General features: G+C 63.8%; 24 protein-coding genes. 10 read left to right on the forward strand and 14 right to left on the reverse strand.

Annotation, left to right across the window (positions count from 1 at the left end; all coding sequences use genetic code 11):
* Positions 1 to 17: 17 nt before the first annotated feature.
* Together FSO04_RS10170 and FSO04_RS10175 are read right to left on the reverse strand one after the other, a co-directional pair.
* A complete protein-coding gene (locus FSO04_RS10170) occupies positions 18 to 932 on the reverse strand; it encodes an NAD(P)-dependent oxidoreductase (protein ID WP_154559575.1) in 915 nt (304 codons plus the stop codon).
* 48 nt (positions 933 to 980) lie between these two features.
* Positions 981 to 2,411: an aldehyde dehydrogenase family protein gene (locus FSO04_RS10175; protein ID WP_154559576.1), complete on the reverse strand. Its 1,431-nt coding sequence runs from the start codon at positions 2,409 to 2,411 to the stop codon at positions 981 to 983.
* A gap of 188 nt (positions 2,412 to 2,599) precedes the next feature.
* On the opposite strand from FSO04_RS10175, the gene FSO04_RS10180 reads away from it, so the two are divergent.
* From FSO04_RS10180 to FSO04_RS10210, 7 genes are all read left to right on the forward strand, one after another.
* The gene (locus FSO04_RS10180) at positions 2,600 to 3,547 is read left to right on the forward strand and encodes a LysR family transcriptional regulator (RefSeq protein ID WP_154559577.1); all 948 of its coding nucleotides are present in this window, start codon (positions 2,600 to 2,602) and stop codon (positions 3,545 to 3,547) included.
* 136 nt (positions 3,548 to 3,683) lie between these two features.
* A complete protein-coding gene (locus tag FSO04_RS10185) occupies positions 3,684 to 4,334 on the forward strand; it encodes an RraA family protein (RefSeq protein WP_154559578.1) in 651 nt (216 codons plus the stop codon).
* Between the two features lie 18 nt (positions 4,335 to 4,352).
* On the forward strand, positions 4,353 to 5,126 hold the full coding sequence (locus FSO04_RS10190; RefSeq protein ID WP_154559579.1) for a fumarylacetoacetate hydrolase family protein: 774 nt from the start codon (positions 4,353 to 4,355) through the stop codon (positions 5,124 to 5,126).
* 41 nt (positions 5,127 to 5,167) lie between these two features.
* Positions 5,168 to 6,646, forward strand: a complete 1,479-nt coding sequence (locus tag FSO04_RS10195) for an aldehyde dehydrogenase (protein WP_154559580.1) — start codon at positions 5,168 to 5,170, stop codon at positions 6,644 to 6,646.
* A 122-nt stretch (positions 6,647 to 6,768) separates the two neighbouring features.
* Positions 6,769 to 7,305 (forward strand): thiamine pyrophosphate-binding protein, encoded by a 537-nt coding sequence (locus FSO04_RS10200; protein ID WP_154559581.1) that lies wholly within the window; start codon positions 6,769 to 6,771, stop codon positions 7,303 to 7,305.
* Positions 7,302 to 7,907, forward strand: coding sequence for a thiamine pyrophosphate-dependent enzyme (locus FSO04_RS10205; RefSeq protein ID WP_154559582.1), 606 nt, complete (start codon positions 7,302 to 7,304; stop codon positions 7,905 to 7,907). Before FSO04_RS10200 ends, FSO04_RS10205 begins: the two co-directional genes overlap by 4 nt.
* Before the next feature lie 7 nt (positions 7,908 to 7,914).
* On the forward strand, positions 7,915 to 8,784 hold the full coding sequence (locus FSO04_RS10210) for an alpha/beta hydrolase (RefSeq protein ID WP_154559583.1): 870 nt from the start codon (positions 7,915 to 7,917) through the stop codon (positions 8,782 to 8,784).
* Between the two features lie 60 nt (positions 8,785 to 8,844).
* On the opposite strand, the gene FSO04_RS10215 is transcribed toward FSO04_RS10210, so the two are convergent.
* The 12 genes from FSO04_RS10215 to FSO04_RS10270 all read right to left on the reverse strand — a co-directional run bounded on the left by FSO04_RS10215 (position 8,845) and on the right by FSO04_RS10270 (position 21,541).
* Positions 8,845 to 9,915: an oxygenase gene (locus FSO04_RS10215; protein ID WP_233464806.1), complete on the reverse strand. Its 1,071-nt coding sequence runs from the start codon at positions 9,913 to 9,915 to the stop codon at positions 8,845 to 8,847.
* Between the two features lie 33 nt (positions 9,916 to 9,948).
* Positions 9,949 to 10,893, reverse strand: a complete 945-nt coding sequence (locus FSO04_RS10220) for a Rieske 2Fe-2S domain-containing protein (RefSeq protein WP_154559584.1) — start codon at positions 10,891 to 10,893, stop codon at positions 9,949 to 9,951.
* Between the two features lie 111 nt (positions 10,894 to 11,004).
* A complete protein-coding gene (locus FSO04_RS10225; RefSeq protein WP_154559585.1) occupies positions 11,005 to 12,030 on the reverse strand; it encodes an amidohydrolase family protein in 1,026 nt (341 codons plus the stop codon).
* A gap of 153 nt (positions 12,031 to 12,183) precedes the next feature.
* On the reverse strand, positions 12,184 to 13,014 hold the full coding sequence (locus tag FSO04_RS10230; protein ID WP_154559586.1) for an SDR family oxidoreductase: 831 nt from the start codon (positions 13,012 to 13,014) through the stop codon (positions 12,184 to 12,186).
* A 13-nt stretch (positions 13,015 to 13,027) separates the two neighbouring features.
* A complete protein-coding gene (locus FSO04_RS10235) occupies positions 13,028 to 13,798 on the reverse strand; it encodes an SDR family NAD(P)-dependent oxidoreductase (protein ID WP_154559587.1) in 771 nt (256 codons plus the stop codon).
* A gap of 64 nt (positions 13,799 to 13,862) precedes the next feature.
* Positions 13,863 to 14,915, reverse strand: coding sequence for a phosphotransferase family protein (locus FSO04_RS10240; RefSeq protein ID WP_154559588.1), 1,053 nt, complete (start codon positions 14,913 to 14,915; stop codon positions 13,863 to 13,865).
* Between the two features lie 19 nt (positions 14,916 to 14,934).
* Positions 14,935 to 16,209, reverse strand: coding sequence for an acyl-CoA dehydrogenase family protein (locus FSO04_RS10245; RefSeq protein WP_154559589.1), 1,275 nt, complete (start codon positions 16,207 to 16,209; stop codon positions 14,935 to 14,937).
* Positions 16,210 to 16,244: 35 nt separating this feature from the next.
* On the reverse strand, positions 16,245 to 16,982 hold the full coding sequence (locus tag FSO04_RS10250; RefSeq protein WP_154559590.1) for an SDR family NAD(P)-dependent oxidoreductase: 738 nt from the start codon (positions 16,980 to 16,982) through the stop codon (positions 16,245 to 16,247).
* 20 nt (positions 16,983 to 17,002) lie between these two features.
* Positions 17,003 to 19,321 (reverse strand): CoA transferase, encoded by a 2,319-nt coding sequence (locus FSO04_RS10255; RefSeq protein WP_154559591.1) that lies wholly within the window; start codon positions 19,319 to 19,321, stop codon positions 17,003 to 17,005.
* Positions 19,318 to 20,325 (reverse strand): fumarylacetoacetate hydrolase family protein, encoded by a 1,008-nt coding sequence (locus FSO04_RS10260; RefSeq protein WP_154559592.1) that lies wholly within the window; start codon positions 20,323 to 20,325, stop codon positions 19,318 to 19,320. The genes FSO04_RS10255 and FSO04_RS10260 overlap by 4 nt, the downstream gene beginning before the upstream one ends.
* Positions 20,322 to 20,846, reverse strand: a complete 525-nt coding sequence (locus tag FSO04_RS10265) for a bacteriohemerythrin (protein ID WP_199203020.1) — start codon at positions 20,844 to 20,846, stop codon at positions 20,322 to 20,324. Before FSO04_RS10265 ends, FSO04_RS10260 begins: the two co-directional genes overlap by 4 nt.
* Positions 20,846 to 21,541: an SDR family NAD(P)-dependent oxidoreductase gene (locus tag FSO04_RS10270; RefSeq protein WP_154559593.1), complete on the reverse strand. Its 696-nt coding sequence runs from the start codon at positions 21,539 to 21,541 to the stop codon at positions 20,846 to 20,848. Before FSO04_RS10270 ends, FSO04_RS10265 begins: the two co-directional genes overlap by 1 nt.
* Before the next feature lie 166 nt (positions 21,542 to 21,707).
* Here FSO04_RS10270 and FSO04_RS10275 point away from each other — a divergent pair, with 166 nt between their 5' ends.
* The 3 genes from FSO04_RS10275 (at position 21,708) to FSO04_RS10285 (ending at position 24,796) form a co-directional block, all read left to right on the forward strand.
* A complete protein-coding gene (locus FSO04_RS10275) occupies positions 21,708 to 22,121 on the forward strand; it encodes a Zn-ribbon domain-containing OB-fold protein (RefSeq protein ID WP_154559594.1) in 414 nt (137 codons plus the stop codon).
* A complete protein-coding gene (locus FSO04_RS10280) occupies positions 22,118 to 23,308 on the forward strand; it encodes a thiolase family protein (protein ID WP_154559595.1) in 1,191 nt (396 codons plus the stop codon). Before FSO04_RS10275 ends, FSO04_RS10280 begins: the two co-directional genes overlap by 4 nt.
* Positions 23,309 to 23,494: 186 nt before the next feature.
* Positions 23,495 to 24,796 (forward strand): MFS transporter, encoded by a 1,302-nt coding sequence (locus tag FSO04_RS10285; protein WP_154559596.1) that lies wholly within the window; start codon positions 23,495 to 23,497, stop codon positions 24,794 to 24,796.
* Positions 24,797 to 24,806: the final 10 nt, after the last annotated feature.

The raw sequence follows: 24,806 nt of genomic DNA on the forward strand, positions 1-24,806 counted from the left end.
CAGCGATGTCTTTATGTTCAGGAAGCGGTCCAGCCCTTCGGCACGCGTGCCCTGTCGATCTTCGCCAGATCGCAGATCGCGTCGGCAATGCCGGAAAAGTCGATGCGGCCATACTCGCTGGCCCGTGCGAGACTGAACGACTCGAACACGGCGGCCGCCACCGGCATCGGCACCTTCGCTGCGTGTGCGGCGCCGAGTACCAGCGCCATGTCCTTGTGCGCAAGATCGATCGTGAAGCCCGGCGTGGTATCGCCCGCGAGCACCTTGTTCGGGAAGTTCATCCGCAGTTGGCCATTGCTCGCCGAGGTGCCATAGAGCACCTGCAGGGTCTTCGTGATGTCGAGGCCGAAGCGCTGCGACAGCGCAAGCGCCTCCGCATTCACCTGACACAGCGTGACGGCGACATAGTTGTTGACCAGCTTGGTGCGGCCACCGGTGCCGACGGCCCCGCAGTGATAGACGGTGGTGCCCATCGCGTCGAGCAAGGGTTTGACGCGGGCGAAATCCGCATCGCTCGCTCCTACCATGAAGAGCGATTCCCCACGGTCCGCATGCTCGGCGAGACGGCCAACCGGTGCGTCCACTACCGAGAGACCATGTTCGCGCGCTCGCGCTTCCAGCCGGTCAGTGGCGAGCGGATCGATCGTGCTCATATCGAGCAGCACACTGCCGCGCGCGGCGTTGGCGAAGATGCCATCAGCGCCCAGCGCAACCTGCTCCACTTCCACCGAACTCGGCAGCATCGTCACGACAATCGAACAATCGCGCGCGATCTGCGCAACGCTTTCGCCGGCACGCGCACCCAGTTCCACCAGTTCCGCGACGGCCGCGCGGTTCAAATCCATCACGACCAGATCAAAGCCCTTCTTGCGCAGATTGGCCGCCATTGGCTTGCCCATGCGGCCGAGGCCGATAAATCCGATCTTTTCCATCACTCAGGTCCTGTTGTCGTCCAGCGTTATCAGAGAGGGCCGGCCGGTTCAGTAACCGACGTAGGCCGTTTTGCTGTTCGTGTAGAAATCCACCGCGTAAGTACCCTGCTCACGCTGACCGTAGCTCGACGCCCTAATGCCGCCGAACGGCACGTGATAGTCGAGGCCTGCAGTCGGCAGGTTGATCATCGCGAGACCGCTTCTGACGTGCTGGCGGAAGTGGCTCGCGTACTTGTGCGAGGTCGTGCAGATGCCCGCCGAGAGGCCGTATTCGGTGTCGTTGGCGAGCGCCAGTGCTTCGTCGTAGCCGGACGCGCGGATGACCGTCGCGAACGGGCCGAACACTTCCTCCCGGTTGATGCGCATGCTGTTCGACGTGGCGGTCATCAGCGCGGGCTGCATGAAGAAGCCGGGCGTACCGGGCTGCAACAACTGGCCGCCTTCGACCAGCACCGCGCCTTCATCACGTCCGGTCTGGATATAGCCTTGCACCATGTCCAGCTGGCGCTGATTGATGAGCGGGCCGATGTCCGTGCCGGCTGTCAGCGCGTGGCCGATCGTCAACGAGCGCATGCGGATGCGCAATGCGTCGACGAAACGGTCGTGGATCGCATCGGTCACGATCAGACGGCTCGATGCGGTGCAACGTTGTCCCGCCGAAAAGAACGAGCCGTTCAGTGCACATTCCACAGCGACACCCAGGTCCGCGTCGTCGAGAACGACGAGCGGATTCTTGCCGCCCATTTCCAGCTGGACCCGCACCATGTTGGCGATCGCGCTTTGCGCGAGACGCCGTCCGGTGCGCACGCTGCCGGTGAAACTCAGCGCGTCGATACCTTCAACAAGCGCCTCACCGGCATCCGCACCGCGTCCATTGATCAGATTCGCGACGCCGGCCGGCAAGCCATTGCGCTCCAGCACGCGAAACAGCTCCCACGCGACGCCGGGCGTTTCTTCCGAGGGCTTGAGCACAGCAGTGTTGCCGAACGCGAGCGCCGGTGCGAGTTTCCACGCGGCAATCGCAATGGGAAAATTCCATGGCGTAATCAATGCGACGACACCCACCGGTTCGCGGCTGATCTGGACGTTGATGTTGGGACGCACCGACGGCAGGTTCTCGCCGCCATAACGCACGGCTTCTCCGGCAAAGAACTGAAAGATCTGACTGGCTCGCACTACTTCGCCAATGCCTTCCGCGCGCGTCTTGCCTGCTTCACGCGAGACCAGTTCGCCGATTTCCTCCTTGCGGGCCGCGAGTTCGATCGACGTCTTCAGCAGAAGGTCGCTGCGCGCCTGGCTCGTCGTGGCGCTCCACGCGGGTTGCGCCGCGCGCGCCGCCGCGACTGCTTCGCGCATCTGCGTCGCGTCCGCGAGCGCGTAGTGCCCGATGCTTTCACGTCTATCCGACGGATTGATGCTCTCGATCGAGCTCGATCCTTCGCACCATTCCCCGCCGATGAGGTTGGGCTTCACTGTCATGTGGCTTGTCTCCGATATGCGCAGCATTCGCGTAAACGCTCGGCTGAACGCGATGGTGTGTTGGCAGGGAGTCATCTTAGAATTGCGTGCAATTCGCTGTCGAATGACAAAAACTGATCGCCGTATCACGCACTGACATGCGTGGCGGTCGATTGCATGCAGCGTATGTTTGAACTACCGGACTTGCTATGGACATTCGCCAGATCCGCACTTTCCTTGCGATCGCCGACACGGGCAGTGCGACGCGCGCCGCCGAGTTGCTGCATATCGTGCAACCCGCGGTGTCGCGGCAATTGAAGTTGCTCGAGGACGACGTAGGCGCACCGTTATTCGAGCGCGATCGCCGCGGCATGCAGTTGACCGAAGCCGGCCATATCCTGCTCGATCGCGCGCGGCGAGCCTTGCGTGAGTTGGAATCAGCGCAGCAGGAGATCCGGCCGACGCCGGGACTCGTGTCGGGCACGGTAAGTTTAGGTCTGCTTCCCAGTAGCTGCGAGTTGCTGACCGCACCGCTGGTCGGCGCCTTGCAGCGGGCGTTTCCACAGATACGGGTGTCGCTCTCGGTAGGCTATACCGATCATTTGCTGCGCTGGCTCGAAAGTGGCGAGATCGACGCCGCACTGCTGTACGACCCCGCGGCTTCGCCGGCGCTGGATGCCAGGCCGTTGGTCGAAGAGTCGCTGAGCCTTGTTGGCCTGGCTTCGATTGGCCTGAGCGACGACTATCCGGTTTCCGTCGCGGCACTTGGAGAAGCGCCGCTGGTTCTGCCAAGCGCACCGCACCGGCTGCGAAGCCTGGTCGAACATGCCTGCGCGGTAGCCGGAGTCGACATCACCTTTGCTGCCGAGACCAATGCTTTGAGCGTGCAGAAAGCGCTAGTTGCGCAGGGATACGGCGCGACGGTGATGCCTCGTGTTGCCGTTCAGCAGGAGATCGAGCGCGGCGTGTTCAGCGCTGCACGGATCGACGGCGAAGCCTTTTTAAGGCGAATTTATCTGGCAATCCCGACGACGAGACGGTCCTCCACAGCGGTTAGATGCGCCACCACCGTGCTGCAGAACTGCGTGAGGGATATCGCTTGCAGCGGCGAATGGGAAGGCGCCCGTTGGATCGAGCCTAGCCATACCCCGGACTGATCGAAGCATCAACTTTTGTGATTCGACATCCCGCCGATGCGGCTCCTAGAATCCCTTAGCCGCGGATGCGCCGCCAGGAGAAAAGACACCGCACGCGCTCATCTGCGTTATCCGCCCTTTGGCAAAGAGAACTCCAATGACCTCACTCGCCGATCAACTGGCCACCTGCAACACCCCGGGTCTTTTCGATGTCCTACGCATCCACGGCTTGCCCGTCCACGAATTGCCGCGCGACATCAAAGGCCTTGCACCCACAATGAAACTCGCCGGACCGGTGTTTACCGTCACCGGACGCGCCGACCCGACTATCTCGGTCAGCGAATCGCTGGAGCTCTTCATTTCCAGGGTTCTATCGGGCGCGCCGCGCGACCACGTCGTGGTGTGCCAGCCGCATGACCATGCGCGCTCGGCGATGGGCGATCTCGCCGCCGAGGCCCTCAAGCAGCGTGGCATCCGCGGGTATTACATCGATGGCGGTTCACGCGATGCGGACGAAATCGAAGCCATCGGTTTTCCTGTTTTCGCCCGCTATACCAGCCCGATCGACATTGTCGGCAGCTGGCGCCTGGAAGCCACCGATGTGCCGGTGGTCATCGGCGGCGTCACCGTGTCGGCTGGCGACTACCTGCTAGGCGATCGCGACGGCACGCTCCTGATCGAGCGCGAACATGCGGAGTTCGTCATTACCGAAACGGTCAAGACAATGAGCACGGATTCACGCATGCGCACGGCCATCCGCAGCGGTCGCGATCCGTATGACGCCTTCCTCGAGTTCGGCAAGCTGTAGAACACCCCAGGACATCCCATGAAAATCGCCCGCTATCAATTGCATGACGCCGTTCACTATGGTGTGCTCGAAGGCGAGCATCTGGAGCGGCTGGGCGGCTCGCCCTTCGACGGCATCATACCGGTCGGTCAGACAGATGCGTTGGCTGACGCGAAACTTCTCTGCCCGCTGCTCGCGCCGAGACTTTTCGCGGTTGGCATGAACTACGTCGGTCATATCGCCGAGGCTGGCGCGAAGACGCCTGAGATTCCGCAGTTCTTCATGATGCCGACGACAGCGGCCATCGGCCCAGATGAGGCCATCGTCCGGCCGCGCGAGGCCCAGGTGGTCCATCACGAGGCGGAGCTTGCCATCGTGTTCGGCAGAAAGGGCCGTCGTATCGATATCGCCCATGCGCTCGACTACGTTTTCGGCTACACCTGCGCGAACGATGTGAGCGAGCGTGTGATCCAGAACCGCGAAATGAGCTACGGGTGTTTGCTGGTCGGCAAGGCCTTCGATACCTTTTGCCCGCTCGGACCCGTCATCGCCACGGGACTCGATGCCGGCAATTTGCGCGTGCAGTCGAGCGTCAACGGCACCCAGCGCCAGGACGGCAACACGTCGGACCTGCTCTTCTCCGTGCCCTTCATCGTGTCTTATCTGAGTCAGGCGGTCACCCTGCTGCCCGGCGATGTGATCCTCACCGGCACGCCATCCGGCGTCGGGCCGCTTAACGGCGGCGACGTCTGCGACATCACGATCGAAGGCATCGGCACGCTGAGCAATCCGGTGATCGACGAAGCCGCTTGAGCGGGCTCGCCGCCGCGCCCTCCTTTGAAACAGGAATTAACATGCAACGCTATGTGCATTACATCGACGGCAAGGATACGCCGCCGCAAAGCCAACGCTGGTTCGAATCGCACAACCCGTACACCGGCGACGCCTGGGCGGAAATTGCCGAAGGCTCCCCCGCCGACGCCGATCTGGCAGTTCAGGCTGCGCACCGCGCCTTCACGAGCGGCGCATGGCCGCAGTTGACCGCAACGCAACGCGGCGCGCTGTTGCGACGGCTGGGCGACCTGATCGCACGCGACGCGCAAAAGCTTGCTGCCACCGAAGTGCGCGACAACGGCAAGCTGTTTGCCGAAATGGCCGGGCAGCTGAACTATATTCCGCAGTGGTTCTATTACTTCGGCGGTCTCGCGGACAAGATCGAAGGCAGCGTGATTCCGCTCGAAAAAAAGGGCTTCTTCAATTTCACGCGCCATGAGCCGCTCGGCGTGGTCGCGGCAATTACGCCCTGGAATTCGCCGTTGCTGCTCACCGCGTGGAAGATCGCGCCGGCGCTCGCTGCAGGTTGCACCGTCGTGATCAAGCCGTCGGAATTCACTTCGGCGTCCACGCTGGAATTCGTCAGGCTGATTGAGGAGGCCGGTTTTCCGCCGGGTGTGGTCAACGTCGTGACCGGATTCGGTCGCGATGTGGGGACGGCGCTCGTCGAACATCCTCTGGTGCGCAAAATCACCTTCACCGGCGCGGACAGCACCGGACGCGCGATCAACGAAGCCGCCGCGCGCCAGTTCAAGCACGTGAGTCTGGAGCTGGGCGGCAAATCGCCGAACATCGTGTTCGCCGATGCGAATCTCGACGACGCCGTCAACGGCGCGGTCGCCGGCATCTTTGCCGCGACTGGACAGACCTGTATTGCCGGTTCACGGCTGCTGCTGCAGGAGTCGATCTATGACGCGTTCGTCGAGCGATTGCTAGCGCTCGCACGCACGGCGCGGATGGGTGATCCGATGTCGGTGGATACACAGGTCGGCCCGATTACCACGCGTCCCCAATACGACAAGGTGCTGCACTACATCGATGCCGCACAGAGCGAGGGCGCCACGCTCCTGCTTGGCGGCAGCGCAGGGACACGGCCGGAATGCGGACGCGGCTGGTTCGTCGAACCGACTATTTTCGGCGACGTCGACAACAGCATGCGCATCGCCCAGGAAGAGGTGTTCGGCCCGGTGTTGTCGATCATTCGCTTCAGGGACGAAGACGACGCGCTGCGCATTGCCAACGACGTGCGCTTCGGACTCGGTTCGGGGGTCTGGACATCGGACATAGCTCGCGCGTTTCGCGTGTCGGAGCGGCTCCAGGCCGGCACCGTCTGGCTCAATGCCTATCGTGCGGTCAGTTTCATGTCGCCATTCGGCGGCTATAAGGATTCAGGTCTGGGCCGCGAAAACGGCGCCCAGGCGATCCACGCGTACCTGCAAACCAAGAGTGTGTGGGTCAACACGGGAGCGGGCAGCGCCAATCCGTTCGTGATGCGTTGAGGGCGCAAGGCGCTGCGCACGTCCATGCCAAAAGCTGATATCACCAGCAACCTTTGTTATTGGCGCTGCGTCCGTCTCTCGCCCTAGCATAGCGCTACACATTCACGGATTCACGAGGAGACATGAGCACAACCGAGTCGCCAGTATCGAACTGGCAGGAGAACATTTTCTCCATTCTGAAGGGCGGCGGCGTACGCCAGGTCGCCTACGTGCCGGATGCCGGCCACGCGCACGTGATCCGCCGCGTCCAGCAGGACCCGCAGATGCGCGACATCGTGCTCACCACCGAAGAGGAAGGCGTCGCGCTCACGAGCGGCGCATGGCTCGGCGGCCAGCGCGCGGTACTGCTGATGCAAAGCAGCGGCGTGGGCAATTGCGTGAACATGTTCTCGTTGTTGCAAAGCTGTCGCTTCCCGTTTCTCACCTTGGTGACGATGCGTGGCGAGTATGCCGAGTTCAACCCCTGGCAATGCCCGATGGGCCAGGCGACCCAGGCAGCGCTCGAATTGATGGGGATCACCGTATGGCGCGCCTCGACGCCTGACGAAGTCGAAGACATGGTGTCCGCCGGCCTCGACGCCGCCTTCGAAGGCGGTCAGCAGATTGCCGTGCTGCTGTCGCAGCGCCTCATTGGACGCAAAAAGTGGGAACGAAAATGAACACCGCCTCTTCCATCGCTTCTTCCGCGTCGATCGATCGTCGCGAATTCGTCGCGCGTCTGCTCGCGCTTTGCCCGAACGCGCTGGTGGTGACGGGCCTCGGTTCGCCGACCTACGACGTATTCGCCTCAGGCGACTCGGACCGCTACTTCTATCTCTGGGGCGCAATGGGCGGCTCGACCTCCGTCGCGCTCGGCCTCGCGCTCGCGCAACGCGATCGCCCCGTGCTGGCGATTACCGGTGACGGCGAACAGTTGATGGGCATCGGCAGCCTCGCAACCGCCGGCGCACAACAGCTGCCTAATCTGAGCGTGGTCGTGCTGGACAACGGCCACTTCGGCGAAACCGGCATGCAGCGCAGCCATAGCAGTCTTGGGACCCGGCTCGCGCAGGTGGCGCGGGCATGCGGCATCGAACAGGCTGCCGAAATTTACTCCCTCGACGGTGTCGAGGCGTTAGCCGCCCGGATCAACGCACGCGCAGGACTGAACTTCGCGCAGGTGCATGTCAAAGCGGACGAGTTACCGCGCGCGTTGCCCTCACGCGATGGTGTCTTTGTGAAGAATCGCTTCCGTCAGGCACTCGGGTTCGCTTCGTTGTGATCACGCCATGACTCTGTCCACCACGACTCCGCTGTCCGCCGAACTCGAAGCGCAATACAACATGCGCCTGCTGCGCCCCGATTTCGAGTCCAGCCTCCTGCAGGAATGGCTGGCACGTTCAGCCACATTCAGGCACTTGCCGGGCGCGCAACTGGATGTGGCGTACGGCCCGAGCGAACGGGATCGTCTGGACTACTTTCCCGCCGCGTCCGCCGATGCACCGCTGCTGATCTTCTTTCACGGCGGCTTCTGGCAACGCGGCGACAAGTCGGTGTACAGCTTCGTGGCCGAACCGTTCGCGGCCGCGGGCGTGTCGGTCGTGCTCGTGAATTACACGCTGTGTCCGGCGGTTTCGGTCGAAGGGATCGTCGCGCAATCGCAGCGGGCGCTGGCATGGCTGTGGCGTCACGCCGGCGAACTCGGGTGCTCGCGCAAGCGCTGGTTCGTTAGCGGCCATTCGGCGGGCGGTCACCTCGCCGCGCGGATGATGGCGACGCACTGGGATGCGCTCGGCGACGATTTGCCGAAACAGATGCTCAGCGGCGCGATCCTGATCTCGGCACTATTCGACCTGGAGCCGCTGTGCGGCACCTCGATCAACGAAGGTTTGCAGCTCGACCATGAGCAGGCGCGCGCCGCGAGTGCGTTGCGGCATCCTCCCGCGACCGACGCGCCGCAGCTGCTCGCGGTGGGTGGCGCCGAGACGGCAGCGTTTCATCAGCAGGCTCGCGCTTACGAAACAACATTCGGCAATGCGCAGCGTTTCATGCCGCATTACCGCATCGACGACTGCGACCATTTCGATGTGGTGCAGGCCTTTGCGAACTGTACGCATCCATTCTTCGAACTCTGCCGCGAGTTTATCCGCGCGCGTTAGCGAAGTGCACGGGCGTTATGCACGCCCGTCCTTCTCTCCAACGCCCGCTCTCGCGGGCTGTCAATCCACCATCCCGAGCAGCGCGCGGATGTCACGTCCTGGTTCGGCGTCCGATCCGTACGAGCAGTCACCGCGCGCCTGCCGTTGCACCAGTTGATCCATCAGAAAGCGATAGCGCGTACCCGGCGCATCGAAACGCGAATGCAGATCGAGGCGGTCGTCCGGTTCGAAATAGCGTTCGTTCTGCGGCCGGATCACCGAATTGTCCTGCGGCTGGATCACGAACGCGATTCGCGGCATCACATAGCGCAACGGAATCGGCGCGGCCGTCGTATTGAAGGTGACGTCGCAGCGCGAGCGATGGCGGCCCACCGGCACGAACGGCTGCAGGTTCGGCACGTCGTAGCCGGGCCTGAAACGCGGATAGGAAATGCATACGTTGCTGCGCAAATGCACGTGCAGCACCGCACGAAAATCTTGGTACTTCGCGCGCACGCCGCCTACCCAGCGCATGATCGGCGCCACCGACTTCTGCGTGACGATCCGGGTGCGCGTAACTGTCTCCGAAGTCCATTCCGTTTCAACGATGTCGGACTCGGACGCGCCGTCGCCGATCGTATTGGCGTGCAGAAAATCGGCATGCGTGAGATCGATCAGATTCTCGATCGAGAGCGCCGAGGTCGAGTCGAAGCGCACCGTGCGTTGCGTATAGCCGGGCAAACTGCCGTCGAGCGGCAAAAACGGAATGTGCGGCAGCAATTGCTCGTCGGCGTTATCCGGATTGCCGTACCACGCCCAGATATAGCCATAGCACTCCACCGCCGGATAGAAACCCGAGCCGCCAGTGAACGCGCTGGCCTGCGCACGGCGCTGGTCCAGTTGCTCGGGGCGGAACTCGGCGGCGAAAGGCTTACCCGCGTGGTCCCGCCACAGAAAATACGGCTGCGAATGGACGATGCGGCGAATCGGTTTCTCCGTCACATCGCGGCTATGCGAGACCGGGAACCAGGCGTCGTGCAGATCGTAGTTGAGCGGGGTCCAGTCGCGGCGCGCGGATCTGGACCGTGTGGCGGCCGAGTCGGCCGCGGCATCGGCCGAGTCGGTGGCGAGTGTTTCGGTGACGGCATTCATGATGCGGTGCTCCTTGTGAAAATGGGAAACAGCTCAGGCGGCCTCGCTTAAAGGCGCACGCCGCGCGGCGCGTGCCGCGGCCAGATCACGCGACGGCGCCACCAGCAACGCGGCCAGCACGGCGCCGTCGATCATTTGATGGATCTGGAACGGCGCGCGTGCGCGACGCCGGGCGAGATGCCAGCGCAGCGGCGCGCCGGCCACCCGCGTGTCGTGTCTGAAACCGCGCCAGCACAGGCTGGTAGTGCCGCGCCGATTGGCACTGGAAGCGATGCACAAAGTCACGAGTGGCGCCTCGTCCGCATCCAGCAACTCGACGCGTATCGTGCCGCCCTCGAGCGGCACCGCCGTGCGTACAATCAGCGGATGATCGATGACGAAGGCTGGCGGCAGCATCCGCGTCGTCCATACCGCGCCGCGATCGACCACGAGACGCCCTGCTTCCAACCGTGGATCGCCGAGGAAGAAATCGGTGATACGCACGCTGCCGAATTCGAGCAGGCATTCGGGACCGTCGAGCATCGCCGCGAGATACTCGTCGTGGGCGATATTGACCACGGCCGCGCCGCTGAACTCGGTGCCTTGCGGTTGATAGTCTGCACCTGGCAGCCGCGAGTCGTCGGGGCCGCCTTCGCCTAACCACACGTGTACGAAGCCGTTGCTTTCGGCAACCCGATAGGCACGCGCGCCGTAACGCGACGGCACGCGCTCGTCCTCACGCAGATTCGGAATCGTGGCGCACATCCCGGTCGTGCCATTGAAGGTCCAGCCGTGATAACCGCATTGCAGCCCCTTCGGCGTGACCGTCCCGAGCGCAAGCGGCACGCGCCGATGCGGACACCGATCCTCCAGCGCGCACAGCTCGCCTGCCGCATTGCGAAACAACACCAGCGCCTCACCATTGCACACGACGGCGAGCGGCTTCTCGCCGTTCACCGATTCGCGAAGCGCCGCCGCCCACCAGTTGCCTGTCGTCATATGCGTGTCTCCGTCTTTTTATCGAGTCTCGCCGGCACGGTGCCACCAGGCATCGCACCGGCTCGCGTTGCAGACTTCCTTGCGTGCTATGTTTTTGCGCGCGCTACTGCTTCAGGCGGCGACCTGCTCGCTGACGTCGAGCTTCAGCAGCTTGATGGCATTGCCGCTGCGGATCTTCTCGCGGTCCGTCTCCGACAGTCCGAGGCCTTCGGTCAAGTCGCCGTGCTCGTACGCGCCGCCGAAGTTCGTGCCGTATACCAGGTTATCCACGCCGACCACCTCCACCACGCCGCGGCGCAAGCCAGTTGCGTGCACATCGAGGTCGAAGTAGAAGTTCGGCAGATAATCCATCACCGGACGCTTGTTGCGCGAGTCCGGCGCCATCACGCGGTTGAGATCGTTCAGGCGTCCAAGCTGGAAAATCGCCATGCCGCCCGCGTGCGTGATGTAGGTCTTCAAGCCGGGGAACGTATCGAGCGCCCCGCCGTTGATCAGATTCCAGAAGAACAACGTTTCGTCGACGCAGTCGCCGACGATCGAGGTGGTTTCGAACCTGTCGTCGGTATGCTTTTCGCCCCAGTAGATCGACTGGTTGAAGCCGTGCACCATGATCGGCGCATCGAGCTTTTCAAGCTGCTCCCACACCGGGAACAGTTCTTCGCTATGCGCTTCCAGTCCATTGAAATTGGCGCCGCCCACGCACACGCCCCTGGCGCCGAGTTGCGTCACCGCACGTTCGATTTCGCGTGCAGCCTCGGCCGGATTGGCGAGGTTCGCATGCGCCCAGAACGCGAAATGTTCCGAGTCCTTTGCGCAGAAGGCGGAGAGTTCGTCGTTGCAGATGCGCGCGTATTCGTCGCCGAATTCGCCGGCCCAGTACATGAACGCATGCGACGGCGTGGACAGCACCAGCTTGTCGACACCGCGCTCGGTCATCAGCTTGCGGCGCGCGTCGTGCGTCATGCGCGCGAGCAGGTTGGCCTCGGCTTCGTCGTCATCGCGCGCTTTTGACGGTTGCGTCGTGCCGAGCGAAAAATGACCCACCGTCAGGCCTTTAGTCTTCATGAAGGGGCCCCAGAACTCGTGGCGCTTGAGCATCGCGGGGGTGAAAAGATGGGCGTGGACGTCGATCAGCATGGGTCTTTCTCCTGTATGGCGGGGTATGGCTTTGTGGGTCCGTGTATGGACGCCGGTCGCTACGCGAATGTCATGCGGGCGGCGGCGCGATGGTCGAAATGTCCGCGCATCGCATCAATGCGTGGCGCGCTCTGCTTCATTGGTTCGATCTATTCAGTCGGTTCGATCTGCTGCGCGAGGCATGCGGCCCATGAAACCCGGCGCGCGCTGATGAAACTGCCCGCTGCCAGATGCGCCCGCCACCGTCACGCCGGAATCGACGACCAGCGTGTGCGCGGTGACATGGCGCGCATCGTCGCTTGCCAGGTAGACGAGCGCGGCGGCGATTTCCTCGGGCATCAGCGGCGTACCGAGCGGCGATGCCGTAGCGGCTGCGTCGAGCGCCGCTTCGAGACTGCCGAGGCCCTGCACGATCATGTTGGTGACGGTCGTACCCGGGGCCACCGCGTTGACGCGCACGCCGTGAGGTGCGAGTTCCGAGGCCGCTGATCGCGTGAGTCCGATCACACCGTGTTTGGCTGCGGTGTACGCATGCGGCCCGAGACCGCCGATGACACCGGCAGTACTCGCCACCGACAGAATGCAGCCGCCCTTTCGCCGCACCATCGCGCGACCGGCGTGCTTGATACCGTAAAACACGCTATCGAGCAGCACAGCAAGGGTGGCGTGCCAGGCAGCGGCGTCGGTCTCGAGAATTGAGCCGAACGCACCCACCAATCCCGCGTTGTTCACCATACAGTCGAGCCGGCCATGCCGTTGCAATGCATGCTCGACCGCCTGAGCGACCTGGGCTTCAACGCTCACGTCGGTGCGCACGAACGATGCATTCGCCAGTTCGTGCGCCAGAGAAGCACCGGCGTCGACGTCGATATCGGCCAGCACCACCGTGGCGCCTTCCGCCGACATGCGCCGTGCCGTCGCCGCGCCTATGCCACTGGCGGCACCGGTGATCAGCGCGACCTGGCCTTGCAGACGTTCAGTCATCGCGTGCCCGCGCTCAAGGAATCATCAGACCGCCGTCTACCGCCAGCGTCTGTCCGGTGATTAAGTTCGCGCCGTCGCTGACGAGAAAGAGCAGCACGGGCGCCATCGCTGTGTCGGGATCGCCAAGGCGCCCGCCCAGCGGAATCTGCTGCGCCATGAAAACGTCGTGCGCGGCGAGTTGTTCGGCATCCAGCCGGGCGCGGAACTTCTCGTACATCGGGGTCCACATGGCGGGAGCCAATGCATTGACCGTGATGCGGTGCTTGCCCCACTCCTTCGCCGCCGTGCGAGTCCAGCCGAGCACCGCCGCCTTGGCCGCCGAATAATGCGCGAGCCCCGGCACGCCCATCACGCCCGCCGCCGACGCGAAATTGATAATGTGCCCGCCGTGTTCTTTCAGATGCGCGAAAGCGGCCTGATTGGTGTTGAGCGTGCCGCGCGCGTTGACGTCGAACATCAGGTCCCAATCTTCCTGGGTGATCGATTCCGCCGGCGATTTACGCTCAACGCCGGCGATATTCACGAGCGCATCGAGGCCGCCGATGCGCTCCACCGCCGCGCTGAAAGCGTCGTCGACTTGCGCGCGCTGGCTCACGTCGCAGCGGAAATAATGCGCGACGCCCGGCCCCTTTGCGGATGCATCTGCGGCGATCTTGCGGCCCGTGTCGTCGTTCAGATCGAGTGCCGCCACTTTCGCGCCCGCAGCAACCAGGGCCTTTACGGCACTCGCGCCGATACCGCTCGCTGAGCCCGTCACGATCACGCGTTTGTTCTGGATACCCATGTCTGTCTCCGTGTTTCTATTCTGTTCGTATCGAATACGCCATGCGCCACCGGGGGGACGTGCGTCACGCCAGTTGCACAATCAGATCTTTGGCCTGCCCGAGCAGGCGCACAGCCGACGCATGATGCTTGCTACCAAGTTCCGCCGATGACTTGCCCGCGCACGACCGCGCATAACTCCCCTCTAGCAGAATGCCGAGCTTGAAGCGCGCGAGCACGACATACCAATCGATCGCGGATAAATCACGATCGCTACGCTCGCGGTAGTAGCCGACGAGCTCGGTGGCACTCGGAAATCCGAGCCACGGTGTGACGCGTATCGTTCCCGCGCCCTGACCCTCGGCATTCGGCCAAGTCGCCACCAGCCAGCCGAGATCGAGCATGGGATCGCCGACAGTAGCCAGTTCCCAGTCGATGATCGCCGCGAGTTCGGCCGTGTCGTTGCGGAACATCACGTTAGCCAGATGAAAATCGCCATGCAGAATGCCGGTGCGCGACGGCGCGGGGCGAGTCGCTTCCAGCCACTGCGCGACCTCGACGACGCCCGGCAATGAGGCCGGACCGGGCCAGCCCGCATGCACCTGATAATGCTCCAGCTGACCGCGCCAACGCGAGACCTGCCGTTCGAGGAAGCCCTGCGGTTTGCCGAAGTCGCCAAGACCAACCGCCAATGGATCGACTTCGCCGAGCCGCAGCAGCGCATCGACCATCGAGTAGCCCATGCGTTGCTGCGCTCGCGGCTGCGCATGAAAATCCGGCAGCGCCGCCGCCGAAGCGTTGAAGCCTGTCACCGGCGCCATCAGATAGAACGGCGCGCCGAGCACGGCATCGTCGGTACAGGATCCAAACAACGCCGGATGCGGCACCGCGGTGCCTGCCAATGCGCCCAGCACGCGCGCTTCGCGAGCGATGGTCGCGCACACTTCCGGCCGTGCGTGCAAAGGCGGCCGGCGCAGGACGAATTCACGCGCCCCGCGTCTGAAGCGCAACAGGATGTTTTGCGTGCCGCCCGTGAGAGGCTGCGCGTCGGCAATCGGTCCGCTTTCGAGTGACTGCGCATCCATCCATTGCGTGAGCCGTTCGAGGTCCACGGCCGCTTGCCAGCCGGAATTCGTCATCACCTACTCCTGTGAGCAGTTAGCCAAGCGCCGCGCGGAATTTGCGCTCGGCTGCCGCGGCTGCGGTGGGCCGGTGGTAAGCAGGAAACAGGTCCTGGCACGGCGCGTAGTCACGCAGCAACTGTTTGGCGACGGTGACCTTGTGCACCTCGGTCGGACCGTCGGCGAGACCCATCTGGAAGGCACGCGAGATCATGCCGGCGAACGGCATCTCCGAAGAAGCGCCGATTGAACCATGCACATGCAGCGCGCGCGCCGCGATGTCATGCAGCACCTTCGGCATCGCGGCCTTCACCGCAGCGATGTCCTTGCGCACCTTCTGGTAGTCCTGATAGCGATCGATGCGCCACGCGGTGCGCATCACGAGCAGGCGGAACTGCTCCAGTTCGAGCCACGAGTCCGCGATCTTTTCCTGCACCATCTGTTTGTCGGCGAGCACACTGCCCTGCGTGTGACGTGACAGCGCCCGCTCGCACAAGGCATCGAGCGCTTTCTGCGCGAGACCGATCGTGCGCATCGCGTGATGCACGCGGCCGCCACCGAGCCGCACCTGGGCGACAACGAAGGCTTCGCCGGGTGCGCCGAGCATATGGTCGGCCTGCACGCGCACCTGGTCGAAGGCCAGATAGGCGTGCGTCGCTTCAGGCTCGTCGGCCATACCGACATTGCGCAGAATGCTTAGGCCCGGCGTGCCCGCCGGCACGATGAACATCGACATGCCCTTGTAGGCGGAGACATCCGGATCGGTGATCGCCATCACGATGAAAAAGTCCGCGAACCGCGCGTTCGACGCAAACCATTTCTGCCCACTGATCACCCAGTCGTCACCGTCGCGCACCGCACGGGTCGTGAAGACTTTGGGATCTGCGCCCCCTTGAGGTTCGGTCATCGCGAAACAGGAGACGATATCGCCTGCCAGCAAGGGCGCGAGATAACGCACCTTCTGCGCTTCAGTGCCGTAATGCGCCAGGATTTCCGCATTGCCGGAATCGGGCGCCTGACAGCCGAAGACGATCGGCGCGAACAGCGCGCGGCCCAGAATCTCATTGATTAGCGCGAGCTTGACCTGCCCATAGCCCGGTCCGCCGAGTTCGGGCCCGAGGTGGCACGCCCACAGCTTGCGATCCTTCACCTGCCGCTGCAACGGCTTCACGAGAATCTGAAACTTCGGGTCGTGGATATTCCACGGGCTGCCCAATACATGTTCGAGCGGTTCGACTTCGTCGCGCACGAACTGCCCGATCCAGTCGAGTTCGGCCTGAAAGTCAGGATCGGTTTCAAAGTCCCAGGACATGCGGTTCCTCTTCGAGGTAAACGTGCGAATAAGACTCAGGCGAGCAACATGCCGCCGTCGAGCAGCAAGGTCTGGCCGAGCATGTAAGCGGACAGCGGCGACGCGAGGAACAGTGCGCCGCCGGCCATGTCCGCGGGCGTGCCGAGGCGACCGAGCGGAATGCGCCGCAGCGCGCCTTCGAGCCGCTTCGGGTCGGCGGTCGTCACGCGCGTGAGCTTGGTTTCCACAAGCCCGGGCGCGATGCCGTTCACGCGGATGCCGTCGCGTGCCCACGCTTCGCCTAGCGTGCGTGTCAGACCGAAGGCGCCGGTTTTCGACGCGTTATACGCGGGATTGCCGCGCGTCGAATGAAAGGCTGCTGCCGAACTGACGATGATCATCGCGCCGCGTGCCGCCTTCAACGGTTCGAAGCAACGGTCCGCACAGGCCATCAGGCTGGTGAGGTTGATGTCGAGCACCTTTTTGAAGCCTGCCGTCTTGAACTCCTGACGGTCGTATAGCACCGTGCCTTGCGCCTGCACCAGCACGTCGAGACGATCGAACGGCAGTGCGCACCGTTCGATGTTCGCCGACTCCGAGACGTCCACCTGGGCATAGTGCAGCCCCGTCAGATTCGAATCGATCGAATCGGCGTAATCGGATACCGAAGCGCGCGTGCCCCACACATGTACCGTCGCGCCGCGTTGCAGAAACGCCTGGGCAATACCGTTACCGATACCGCTCGAGCCGCCCACCACCAGCACGTTCTTGCCGGTGAAATCCAGTTCGTTCATTGTCCTTGTCTCCGTGGCGCTCAAATACGCGTGATGCCCTGATTGACCAGCTGTTCGATGTGTTGCGCGTCGAAACCCAGCATCTCCAGCACCTCGCGGCTGTGCTCGCCGAGCGCGGGCGGCGCCCGTTCGATGACGAGCGGTAAATCGTCGAAGTCCCACAGCGCGCCGATCTGCTGCAGCGAGCCGTAGACGGCGTGGCCGTACGTAGCGTGCAGCCCGGCGGCGGCATGGTCGGCGCTGTCGAGAAACGCGTCGCTTTGCGATTCCAATGCAGGCTCGGCGGGTACGCCCGCTGCGTGCAATGTGGTCAGCGCCGCCGTGACGTCGAGCACACCAAGCGCGGCTTCGGGCTCCTTGCCGGCGACACGCATGAAGGCGTCGCCTTCCGCTACGCTCAGCGCGGCCACGGCGATCCAGCCATCCTTGCAGCGATAGAGGCGATGCGTCGGCGCGATGCCGTGCTGGCCCGCGTCGAGATGCGCCATCGGCGTCAAGGCGCGCTCCCGATCGATCACAACGGCTTCGCTCGCGGTCATCGTCATCGCACCGAGCAGCGACGAGGCGACGGCCTGTCCCTGGCCGGTCCGCATGCGCGCGAGATGCGCGAGCAACACCGCGAACACCGACGACAAAGCCGCCAGATGATCGCCGACGCCAAAGCGCAGCCAGCTCGGCGGATTGCCCTCGCCGCCCGACTCCGCTTCCCAACCGACCGCCGCCTGCATCAACTGATCGAAACCGGGCCAATCGGCACGGGGACCTTGCGGACCATACGAGCTGACGTGTGCGCAGACGAGCGCCGGTTTGATGGCCCGCAACTGCTCGGGCGCAATGCCGAGCTTGCGCGCGGCAGGCAGGCGCACGTTGTGATGAACGATGTCAGCCCAGTTCGCAAGAGCTTCGACAACCGGTTTGCTGCCTTCGGCGCCGAGCTTCAGTGCAAGCCCGCGCTTGCCGCGCTGCGTGCCGGCGAAGGCGCGCTCGAGCCGTCGCATTGCGTCGCCCGCGGGTGGCTCGACCTTGATGACGTCGGCACCGAGATCGGCGAGCACCATGCAGGCAAACGGACCGGCGAGATAAGCGCCGAGGTCCAATACCTTGAGACCGTCGAGCGGCGGACGGGATGCCGGAGACGCGGCGCCTGACGCGCGAGCGCCATTAGCGACGCCGGAATCCGCGCGAGCGGTGGCGCCAAAGCGATTCTTGTCCGACCAGTCGATATCGCGTGCTGCCGTCGGTGCTTGCAAAGGTCCGCGCACACGTGCTGGTGGATTGACGTGATAAGCCGGTCCGGGTTGGGACGTCCTGCCGAGCACCGGATCGTCCACGCCGACCACATAACCGTTGAGCCGCGCCTGCTCGTCGGCGTAAATCTCGCCGAACGGCGCGGCGATCTGCGCAGCGACGTCGTGCGCCCAGAAATGTTCGACCCAGTCCTGCGCATTGCGCGTGGCGATGATTTCGCGGTTCGCGCCGAAGTTGGGCGCGACATGGCTCGGCGGCCATTGCGCATTGGCGCGCGCTACCTCGTTCGGGCCCATCGCGGCGAGCGCTTCGGCCATCCACGGCGCGGCGTCGGGCGAGTAATGCACGTGAATCCAGCGGCCGTCGGCGCAGCGATGCAGCGGAATCGGCACGCTCTTGTCGAGCCCCTTGACAAACACCGGTGTGGGCTGCGCGGCGCGCGACCAGTGCATCGTCATCGGCACGAGCGCGGCTTGCGCGAGGCTCGTGTGCGCGATGCCGCCCTGCCCGTCGCGTTCACGCGCGATTAGCCGCGCCATAACGCCGACCGCGCTCAGCCAGCTGGCGATCCAGCTCGCGAACGGCATGCGGATAAATACCGGACCAGGCCGATGCCCGGGTTGTTCGTCAAGAATGCCTAGACGCGCCAGCACCAGCGTCTCGCGCACCGGAGCGTCGGCGAGCGCATGACGGCGCGGCCAGCCGCCCACGCTCGCGATGACCAGCGCCGGATAGCGTTGCCGCAATTGCGCGTCGTCCAGCGACCATCTGGATGCTTCGGCGGGCGTGAGGTCGTGGACCAGCACGTCGGCATCCGGCAGCAAGCTATCGAGCAGGTCGCGCTGCGCGGCAAGGTCGCCATCGGTCACGCGGCGCTTGCCGCGATCGAGCACATGAAAGAGTGCCTCGTCGCGCTCGGCCTCATGGCGTGGGCGTTCGATTTTTACGACGTCCGCGCCGGCTTCGGCGAGATACAACGCGGTGGCGCTGCCTGCGAGGCCCGTGGCAAAGTCGATTACTTTCAGACCGGCTAACAGCGCTGGCTTCGTGCTTTGCGCCCGTTGCGCGGCGTCGGCTTGAGCGGCACTCATGCTTCGACCTCCTGCACCACCGGCCGCACGATCCTGCTGCGCAACACGCCGATGCCCTCCACCTCCAGTTCGACCACATCGTCCGGCTTCAGATAGCGGAGCTGTTCAAGTCCGCAGCCGTTGCCGACCGTACCTGAACCCAGAAACTCGCCCGGATGCAACGTCTCGGAGCGCGAGATATGCGCGATCACGTCCTCGAATTGCCAGCGCATGTCGCGCGTGTTGCCGCGGCCCCATTCCTCGCCATTGACACGCGCAATCATCGTCAGATCGTACGGGTCGCCCAGTTCGTCGGCGGTGACGAGGCACGGGCCCATCACGTTGGCCGTATCGAAGTCCTTGCCTTTGGCTGGCCCGAGCATGCCGCCCATTTCGGTGGCCTGGGCGTCGCGCGCGCTGATGTCATTGAAGATCGTGTAGCCGTAGATGTGCGCGCGCGCATTCTCGCGCGAGACATCTTTCGCGCGCTGGCCGATGTAGCAGCCAAACTCCAGTTCGAAGTCGAGCAGCTTGCTATAGGCAGGCCAGATCACGTCGTCGTCGGGGCCGATCACCGCGAAGCGGTTGCACTTGTAGTAGATCGGCTGACGGTTGAAGGTGTCGATCACGCGATCGTCGGCGCGCGTGTTCATCGCCTTCAGCGTCGCCTCCGGGTCGGGCGTACGCAAGGCGCGCGCACGACGCGCCGCGGCGAAGCTCTGCCGCAAGTGCAGTTCGAAGCACGAGCAGTCGCGCATCTGCGTGGGCGGTTGAATCGGCGCGAGCAGCTTCACGGCACTGCGTTCGTGCACCGCGTCGGCGGGCGCGCGGGCCTGCAGCGCGCGGGCTTCTTCGAGCAACGGCTCGCCGCCTGTCAGCAACGCCTGCACGCTCGCCAACGCGATACTGTCGCCGCCACGCACGATGCGGCTCGCCTCGCGTAAATCGAGTACCGCCTGATCATTGTCGAACAGTGCGCCGGAGCGCTGCACGCCGTCTGCCAATTGGAAAGTGACGAGTCTCATCGAGTGGTTCCGGCTTGAAGGGATGAATCGGACGCAGGGGCGGCGCTGCCCGGCATGGCGCGTCGCAGGACCACCGGCAGGCCGCCATGGGTACGTTTGCTCATCCAGTGGGACAAGGCCGCGTCCATGTAATCGGCGTGGCCGGGAAACCAGCCGGCGAGCGCCTCCGCGAGTTCTCGCGCGACCTGACAGGCGGCGCCGTCGCGCAGCATCTGTGCAACTTCGCGCACCGAGCGCAGAACCGCCGCGTGTTCGTCCGCGTGACACTGGGCGGCGGGAAAGCTCGTGTCCTGCATCCATTGCTCTTCCTGCTCGAAATGAGCGACCGCATGCTTTTCGAAAGCCGCGAGCGTCCTCGGCACCGCTGCCTCGTCGCATTGCTGCAAGGCAGCCACACAGTCGACGAACTCACGATGCGTCTCGTCCATCTGCGCAAAGCCAAGCAGGAAGCCGTCATGCCAGCTCAGCGCGGCGGCCGGCTGCGGCATTGCGTTCAGGTCATGAGAAAGTGCGGTCGCCATCACGCGCGCCCCGCTACCGGCAGGCACGCGCCGGTCATCGCGCTGGCATCGTCAGACAACAGGAAGGCGATCACCGCGGCGAGCTTGTCCGCCGCGACCCAGCGCGACGTATCGGCGTCCGGCATATCCGCGCGATTCGCGGGCGTATCGATGATGCTCGGCAGCACCGCGTTGACGGTGACGTTGCGGTCTTTCAGTTCTTCCGCGAGCGCTTCGGTGAGCCGCGCGACGCCCGCCTTCGACGCCGCGTACGCGCCCATGCCCGCACCGGCCTTCAGGGCGGCCAATGCGCCGACATTCACGATGCGTGCGCTCTGCTCGCGCAGCAGATAAGGCAGGACTTCATGCGAAGCGATCGCCGCCGTGCGCACGTTCATCGCGTAAAGACGATCCCACGTTTCGATGCTGCCCGACTCCAGCGTTTCCCACGCAAAGCCACCCGCGATGTTGACCAGCGCGTCTATCCCGCCGAGCCGCCCGGCGATCTGCTCGAACGCGCTCGAGGTGCAGGCCGCATCGCCCAGATCGACACCGCCGAATACCGCTTCCACGCCGTCGGTCGCCACGCTCGCAGCGCGATCCACCAGCGCGACACGTGCGCCGCGCGCGCTCAGTTCGGCGCCGACCTGGCGCCCTAACGCGCCAAGACCGCCCGTGACGATGACTCTGCGATGGATGAGTTGATTGGTCGGCATAAGAACGCCTGTCTCCTGTGTTTGACCGGGCTTCTGGGTGATTTCCCTGGCGGGAAAACCCTGCACCGTTCTCGCTAATTTAATACATTTTTCGCGTTTCTGTTCATATATTATGGCGACATCAACAGACGGTCAACTGCCAGGCAATACGAAATCAACCGCATCCATGCCGAGAAAACTTCCTCTTCTGACTGCTGAAACCGCGCCGTTCTGGCAAGGCGGTGAACATGGTCTGCTCAACATTTACCACTGCGATGCGTGCCGCTATCTGTTTCATCCGCCCGCGCCGCTCTGCCCACGCTGCATGTCGTCGCACGTCGGCGCGAAGCCGGTCTCGGGACGCGGCAAGGTGGTGAGTTTCACGATCAATCATCAGGCATGGCTGCCCGACCTTCCGGTGCCGTATGTCGTCGCGATCGTCGAACTCGCGGAGCGCGAAGGCCTGCGTTTCGTCACGAATATCGTCGGCGGTGCGGTCACGGACGTGCATATCGGCATGCCGGTGCGCGTGAAATTTGAACAGCAGGAAGACGTGTGGCTGCCACTCTTCGAAGCCGATCCCGAACGGAGCGCGGCATGAGCGAGAACCTGTTCGAGAAGAACGTGGCGATCAGCGGCATCGGTCAATCGGAAGTGGGCCGTCCTTCGAACCGCACGGCGATGCAGTTGAGCGTGGACGCCGCGCTCGAAGCGATCGCCGATGCCGGCCTCACCCGCGAAGATATCGACGGGATTGCATGCTGGCCGGGCGACAACGACAATGGCAACCCGTTCTCGCCGGTGGGTCCGAATGCGCTGATGAATGTACTCGGCCTGAAGGTGAACTGGTATGGCGCAGGCTACGAAGGACCTGGCCCGCTCACGGGTCTGGTGAACGGCGCGATGGCGATCGCTGCCGGTTTGTGCAGACACGTCTTGGTGTTTCGCACCATTACCGAGGCAAGCGCGCGCCTCAAAGACAAGACCGCCAGCGCGCTCACCAACAAGACGGTGGGCCGCGACGGCAGCTATTTCTGGCAGTGGTACACGCCTTTCAATGTCGTCTCCGGCATCAACCTGATGGCGCTGTATGCGCAACGTCACTTTCACGAGTACGGCACTACGGCCGAGCAACTTGCTCAGATTCCGCTGACCTGTCGTGCCAACGCGATGCTCAATCCGAAAGCGGTGTTTCGCAATGCAATGACGATGGACGACTACCTGGCATCCCGCATGATCTCCTCGCCGCTGCGCATGTTCGATTGCGATGTGCATTGCGACGCGTCCACGGCCATCGTGCTGTCACGCGCCGACCTCGCGTGCAACGGGCCGAACGCACCGATCCGGCTCGAAGCCATCGGCTCCGCGCTGCATCAGCCGTGGTCGTGGGATCAGATTTCGTTAACGGAGATCGCCTGCTTCGACGTCGGACGCATGCTGTGGTCGCGCACCGATCTGAAGCCGAAGGACGTCGGGAGTGCGCAGCTCTACGACGGCTTTTCGATCCTGACCATGCTATGGATGGAAGGACTCGGACTCTGCCCGCGCGGCGAGAGCGGCGCGTTTGTCGAAGGCGGCCAGCGCATTGCGCGCGGCGGCCACTTGCCGTTGAACACCAACGGTGGCCAGCTGTCCGGTGGACGTACACATGGCCTCGGCTATGTGCACGAGGCCTGCACGCAGTTGTGGGGCCGAGGCGGCGAACGCCAGGTCGCGCCACATGAGGTGGCGATTGCAGCGGCAGGCGGTGGTCCGCTCGGCGCCAGCGTGCTGCTGGTCAAGCAATGACGCGGCTCACTTTAGACCGATGACGCAACCAATCGCGTCTCCTCCCAGGGCATCTACCGAGTTATCCGCATCAATCTATATGTAGAATTGTTTTCTGTATGTGGAATACCACACCCGTAGCGAACTGCTTTCCAGGCGCGTTTTGTGCGCACAGTGGTCGCTTGCCGATCCGCAAAGGAACCGCCGATGCCCCCCTCTGACTCGTCTCAATCCGCCGCCATCGACCTCACCGAATTCCGCGCCGGCTGGCGCTCCGTGCTGATGGCGATGCTCGGGCTTGGCGTGGCCGCCAATGCTTCTCTGCTGTATGCGTTCGGTTCGCTGGTGATTCCGCTGCAACATGCGTTCGGCTGGAGCCGCGGTGAACTGCAACCGGCGATCAGCTTTCTGTTCGGCGGTGCTGTGATCGGCGCGCAAATTGTCGGCTGGCTCAATGACCGCTATGGGATGCGGCATGTGACGATCGCGTCGCTGATCGGACTCGCCGTCGTCTATGCGCTGATGTCGCTGATGCAGGCGATGGGCCACTCGATCGGGTGGCTCTATCTGATGTGCACGCTGCTGCCGATCGCCGGCATGGGCACGATGCACATCACGTGGACGCATCTGGTCAACCTGTGGTTCGAGCGCAATCGCGGCCTGGCACTTGCCGTGATGCTCTCAGGCACGGGCCTCTCGGCAATTCTGATCCCGTCGGCAGTGACGTGGGTGATCGGCCGCTGGAACTGGCAAGCCGCGTTTCTTTTGCTGGCGGCGCTGCCGTTGATTCTGGTGTTGCCGCTCGTGCTGATGTGGTTGCAGACACCGGCCGCGCAAGACGCATCTGCGGGCCGTGGCGAGCGTGCCGCCGGCCATCGTGCGGCGCCGCCGGTGCGGGCGCATACGGGGCTCGCGTTCCGTGACGCGATGGGTTCGGCGCGCTTCTGGACGCTCAATATCGCTCTCTCGCTCGTGGTGGCCGCAACGGTCTCGATGGTCAGCAACACCGTGCCGCTCCTGCGCGACAAAGGGCTCTCGGCGGTCGAAGCCAGTCATATATTCGGCAGCTTCGGACTCTCGCTGATTGGTGGCCGATTGCTGGTCGGCTATCTGATCGACCGCCTGTGGGCACCCGCGGTCGCTGCGGTCGCGCTCGCCATGCCCGCCCTGGGTTGTCTGCTGCTCTCCACCACCAGCGCCGATCACGCCGCCACGCTCGCGGTTGCGACGCTGTTGATCGGCCTCGGCGCCGGCGCTGAATTCGACATTGCCGCGTATCTGATTGCGCGTTACTTCGGCATGCGCAATTACGGGCGCCTGTTCGGCATGCACGTCGCGCTGATCACCATCGCAGCCGCATTGGCGCCGTGGCTGTTCGGCCGGATCTATACCGTGACCGGCTCGTACACGACGATGCTGTCGATCTGCGGCGCCGCCTTTCTGCTTGGCGCGATCACGCTGCTGCCGCTCGGCCGTTACCCGAAATTCGATTCACTGAATCTGGCCTGATTACTCGACT

This window comes from Paraburkholderia madseniana (genome assembly GCF_009690905.1).
GTDB classification, from domain to species: domain Bacteria; phylum Pseudomonadota; class Gammaproteobacteria; order Burkholderiales; family Burkholderiaceae; genus Paraburkholderia; species Paraburkholderia madseniana.